This is a genomic window from Nguyenibacter vanlangensis (assembly GCF_013376155.1).
Lineage (GTDB): Bacteria > Pseudomonadota > Alphaproteobacteria > Acetobacterales > Acetobacteraceae > Gluconacetobacter > Gluconacetobacter vanlangensis.
In genome coordinates this window covers 1-5,022 of sequence record NZ_JABXXP010000186.1, presented here as the reverse complement: position 1 = coordinate 5,022, position 5,022 = coordinate 1, and the positions used below count along the sequence as shown (strand labels likewise).

Genomic DNA, 5,022 nt, shown 5'->3' with positions numbered 1-5,022 from the left:
CGCGGTTTCGGCGGGCGCGATCTCGTGCGGCATCGTCGCCTCGCGCCCCGTCGCCGCGTTCTGCAGGCACAGCGCGTCGCCGCCGACATAGATCCGGTCGATGCAATAGCCCGCCCCCACGCATTGCCGGATATCGTCCGCGCGCCCGTCGGCCAGTTTGCGGACCAGATGCGGGTCGGCGATGTGCGCGCGGGTCATCGCCACCATGTCGACATGCCCCTCTGCCACCGCGCGCGCCGCCGTCGCCAGATCGGTGATGCGCTGGGCGTGGAAGACCGGGATATCGACCGCCCGCTTGATCGCGCTGGCCAGGCCGAGAAAGGGCGCGACCGGAAAGGCCATGTTGGGCAGGGACACCGCATGCGCCATTTCGTCGCGCGCCTGGCCGCCAATGACGTTGACGAAATCGATCAGCCCCCGGCGCGCATAGTCTTCGGCGATGGCGATGCAGTCGTCCTGCGTCAGGCCGCCATTCAGCAATTCGTCGCCCGACATGCGCATGCCGATGACGTAATCGTCGCCGGTCGCCTCGCGGATCGCGGTCAGCGCCTCGATGCCGAAGCGCATCCGGTGCTGCAGGCTGCCGCCATAGGCATCGTGCCGGTGATTGACCGACGGGCTCCAGAACTGGTCCAGCAGGTGGCCATGCGCGCCGGAGATCTCCAGCCCGTCCAGCCCGCCTTCGCGGCAGCGGCGGGCGGCGGCGGCGAAGGCACGGACGACCCGCGCGATGTCCTCGGGCTCCATCTCCTTGGGGATCGACCGCGAGGCCGGCTCGCGCCGGACCGAGGGCGCGATCACCGGCAGCCAGGCATCGGTGTCCCAGCGGGTGCGGCGGCCCATATGGGTCAACTGGATCATCAACCGGGCGCCGTGCGCGTGTACCCGGTCGGCGAACTGGCGGAAATACGGGATCACGCTGTCGTCGGAGACCGCGATCTGGCTCCACGGCGTAGCCGGACTGTCCAGTTCGACGGACGATGATCCGCCGAACATGGTCAGGCCGATGCCGCCCTTGGCCTTTTCGGCGTGATAGAGCTGGTAGCGTTCCTGCGGCTTGCCGTCTACGCCGTAGCCGGGGGCGTGGCTGGTGCTCATCACCCGGTTGCGGATGACCAGCGACTTGATGCGCAACGGCTTCAGCAGGGCATCGGCATGGGGAATCATGGGCGTTGGCGTTCCTTTAACGTGCCTGCCGCTGGCGTTCCTGGCGCGGGGCGTAGCCGAACCGGTTGCGGAAGGCGGTCGAAAAATGGGTCAGGGACATGAAGCCGCAGGCGATGCCGACATCGGTGACGGACATGCCGGTCTGGCGCAGCAGGCGCCGCGCGCGTTCCAGCCGCGTTGCGGCCAGGTAGGCGACCGGCGTCGCGCCGGTATGCGTCCGGAACAGCCGTTCCAACTGGCGTTCCGAGAGGCCGGCGGCGTCGGCGATTTCGCCCACGCTCAGTTTCTGGTCGATGCGGCTTTCCATCAACTGCACCGCGCGGCCCAGTGACGGCGGCAGGGGATCCAGCGCGGCGAGGGGCTGGATCTCGCTGCCCGCCCGATCGCGTTCCAGCAGGAACTGAGTCGCGATTTCCCGTGCGCGCGCCGGGCCGACACGGGCGGCGACGATCCGCAGCATCATGTCCAGCGGCACCGCGCCGCCGGTGCAGGTGATGCGGTCGCGATCGATCACGAACATCTCGTCCACGATATCGATCTCGGGGAATTCCTCGCGGATCGCGCCCAGATTTTCCCAATGGATCGCGCAACGATAGCCGCGCAGCAGCCCGGCATCGGCCAGGGCGAAGGTACCGGTACACAATGCCCCGATCACGATCCGCTGCCGCGCCAGCCGGCGCAGCGCCACCCGCAATTCCTGGCTGGTGGCGGCACGGACGTCGATCCCGCCGCAGACGAACAGCACGTCCATTCCATCGGCATCACCCAGGGCCTCGGTCGGATGCAGCGACAGACCGTTGCTGGCGGCGATCGGCGACCCGTCCAGGCTCAGCACCCGCCATGTGTACTCGTCCCGCTCGGCCACCCGATTGGCCATGCGCAGCGCCTCGATCGCGTTGCTGACGGCGATCAGCGAATAATTCCTCAGCGTCAGGAACCCGAAGCGGCGCAGGCTGGCGAGGTCGGCGGCGCGCGGAGCCATCGTCTAACGCTCGATCACGAGGTCGCTGGTGGGCCGGGCGCAGCAGATCAGGATCATGCCCTGATCGATCTCGCGCTGGCGGATGCCGCCATCGTGCTTCATTTCCACCGTGCCCGACACCAGCCTGCATTTGCAGGTCCCGCACATGCCCTTGGCGCAGGATGCCGGCAGGCGCATCCCCGCCGCCCGCGCGGCGGCGAGGACCGGCGTGTCGGTTCCACATTCGATCTCGCGCCGGCTGCGCGTGAAACTGACCTTGTGACGCGCCGCGTCCAGTGCCTCGATCGTCGCGGGGATTTCGGGATCCTGCGTCGCCAGCGTGCCGAAATCGAAACTTTCCTCGTGGAAGCGGGCCATGTCCAGGCCGGCCTGCTCGGCCAGGGCGCGCGCCGACGCGCGGTAGCCGTCCGGTCCGCAGACGAAGAGACGGCGTTCGCGCAGGTCCGGCACCTCGCGCGCCAGCAATGCCGCGTCGAGCCGCCCCATCGCGCCCGGCCAGCGGTTCTGCGGCGTGTCGCGCGCGCAGATCGAGCGGACGCGCAGGGACGGCGCCTGTTCGGCCATCCAGGCCAGTTCGCGCGCGAAGATCAGGTCTTCGGGCGAGCGGGCGGAATGAAGGAAGATGGCGTCCGCATCGAAGCGCGTGTCGACCAGGTGTCGCGCCATCGACATGACCGGCGTGATCCCGCTGCCCGCCGAAAGGAAAAGATATTTCTCCGGTGCGGCGTCATGGGGCAGGTCCAGCGTGAAATCGCCCGTCGGGCCGAGCGCCGCGATTTCCATGCCCGGGCGCAGATGGTCGTGCAGCCAGTTCGAGACCGGGCCGCCGGGAACGCGCTTGACCGTGATCGCCAGCGAATCCGGGCGGCTCGGCGAAGAAGACAGCGTGTAGCAGCGATGGATTTCCACGCCGTCGATCATGACGGTGAACGTCATGAACTGACCGGGCCGGTAGCGGAATCGCCTGGGCTGGGCCGCCGTCAGGACGAAGGTCGCGACGTCATGGGTCTGCCGCCGCACGGCGCGGCAGACCAGCACGTCGTCGCTTTCGGGATCCCAGAAGGGGGGCAGGTCGATGTCGGTCATCCGCGCGTCCCGTATGCTGGCCTTTCGCCCGTCAACCCAGGTGCGCCTTGAGGCGCGCGAGGTACCATTCCATGAATTTTTCCACGAGTCCTTCGGTATGCGGCGAATAGGGGCCGGGGACATAGGCCGGATCGGCCACCCCGCGCTGCGTCATCTCCACCAGGTCGGCGTCCTGCCGGTTGGTGGCGTTCCAGACGCTGGTCAGGTTTTCCAGATCGTAATCCCGGCCCTCGACCGCGTCCTTGTGGACCAGCCACTTGGTGCGTACCAGCGTGCGCCCTTCGTCAAGCGGGATCACCGAGAAGGTCACGACATGGTCGCCCATGAAATGATGCCACGCATTGGGCTGGGTCCAGAAATGCAGGCCGCCCGCCGCCTTGTCGCGGAGCGTGCCCAGCGGCACGCGGCAGGCCGCCATCGTGTCCATCGTCTGGCTTTCGCCCGAGCCGTCGAGCGGCAGGCGTTCGGTGCGGAAGCCGGTGGGGCGGTCGTCCAGATGCTCGATCAGGCGCGAGGGCAGGCCCGCTGCCTCCCACCGGTCATGGGACGTCCGGCGCAGCGTCTCGTAGCGTTCGGCCTGCGCCAGGTCCTCGGCGCTCAGTTCCTCGGGCGCGAAGCCGAAGCCGTAGGCGAAGAGCGGAATCGTCAGTTCCGGGTGATTGGGCATGCAATGGTAGCATTCGCGATTATTCTCCAGCACGAGCTTCCAGTTGCCGTATTCGATCAGGTCGGCCGTATGGGCGACGCGCGTGTTCTTCAGGTCGTGCGGCGCGAGATAGGGTTCCATCTGGCGCACGACGTCGTCGATGTCGTCGGGCGGGTCGTCGGAGAGGCAGACGAACAGCAGCCCCGCCATCGAACGCAGCGCGACGGGACGCAGGCCCAGGCATGCGCGGTCGAACCCGTCGCCCATGTGCTCGGCGAATTTCAGCGCGCCGTCCAGCCCGTAGGTCCAGGCATGATAGGGACAGACCAGATTGCCGACGAGGGCCGGCCCCGGCGGCAGCAGGCGCGCGCCGCGATGGCGGCAGACATTGTGGAAGGCCCGGACCTGCGCGTCGTCGCCACGCACGATGATGACCGAGGATTTGCCGATATCGACGGCCAGGGCGTCTCCGGGTTCGGGCACCTCGCATTCCACGGCGACGTAGAGCCAGTGACGATTGAAGATCGCGTCCATGTCCGCCGCGAAGATTTCGGGCGACGTGTAGAACGCGCTCTCCAGCGCATGGCGCGGCCGGCGGCGGGCGACCAGGTCGCGAATGGCGGCGATGTCGTAGTTCGTCATGGCACAACGGTCTCCGATGGAGGGAGAGGCTTTTTCATGGAGCAGGGGCGGCCCGTTCGACCGTGCCGGGTCCGACGGTGACGTTACGAAATCGAGACGCTATGCCACTTGCCAATTCGCGCCATGAATTTCTTCTATATCGCCAGACTCGCAAATGTTACGCCGCGCGCCACCTCGCGGATCGCGTCCTCGGCATACAGACCGAACGACCGCCAGACCTCGAGATGAAAGCAGTCCGGCGCCGTCCGCCAGAACACGGCGTCGGCCTTTTCGAGCGGAGCGCGCGTGGCCATTCCCACGGGGAAGACGTTTTCCATGAAGTCCAGCGGGCAGAGTCCCGAGAGAATGCGCGCCGCCCACGGCCCCTGCAGCGTCAGCGTCACGTTGCGGTCGGATACGCCGACGAGGCTGTGCGGAATCGGCCCCAGCGCGTCCTGGAGCGCCGCCGGATCGTCCGCGCCCGGCAGGAGGAGCAACTCGAACGGGCCCAGCCGCAAGG

General features: G+C 67.7%; 5 protein-coding genes. All 5 read right to left on the bottom strand.

What is annotated here, in order from left to right; translation table 11 throughout:
- A partial coding sequence (locus HUK84_RS10185) for an oxidoreductase (protein WP_456306667.1) occupies positions 1–1,167 on the bottom strand: 1,167 nt, incomplete at its 3' end.
- Between the two features lie 16 nt (positions 1,168–1,183).
- Entirely contained in the window at positions 1,184–2,149 is a 966-nt protein-coding gene (locus HUK84_RS10180; RefSeq protein WP_176640192.1) for a GlxA family transcriptional regulator, read from the bottom strand.
- Positions 2,150–2,152: 3 nt separating this feature from the next.
- Positions 2,153–3,235 (bottom strand): hybrid-cluster NAD(P)-dependent oxidoreductase, encoded by a 1,083-nt coding sequence (locus HUK84_RS10175; protein WP_176640191.1) that lies wholly within the window; start codon positions 3,233–3,235, stop codon positions 2,153–2,155.
- Between the two features lie 31 nt (positions 3,236–3,266).
- Positions 3,267–4,523: an aromatic ring-hydroxylating oxygenase subunit alpha gene (locus HUK84_RS10170; protein ID WP_176640190.1), complete on the bottom strand. Its 1,257-nt coding sequence runs from the start codon at positions 4,521–4,523 to the stop codon at positions 3,267–3,269.
- A 134-nt stretch (positions 4,524–4,657) separates the two neighbouring features.
- Positions 4,658–5,022, bottom strand: a 365-nt coding sequence (locus tag HUK84_RS10165) for a sarcosine oxidase subunit gamma (RefSeq protein ID WP_281362783.1), incomplete at its 5' end; no start/stop codon positions are given.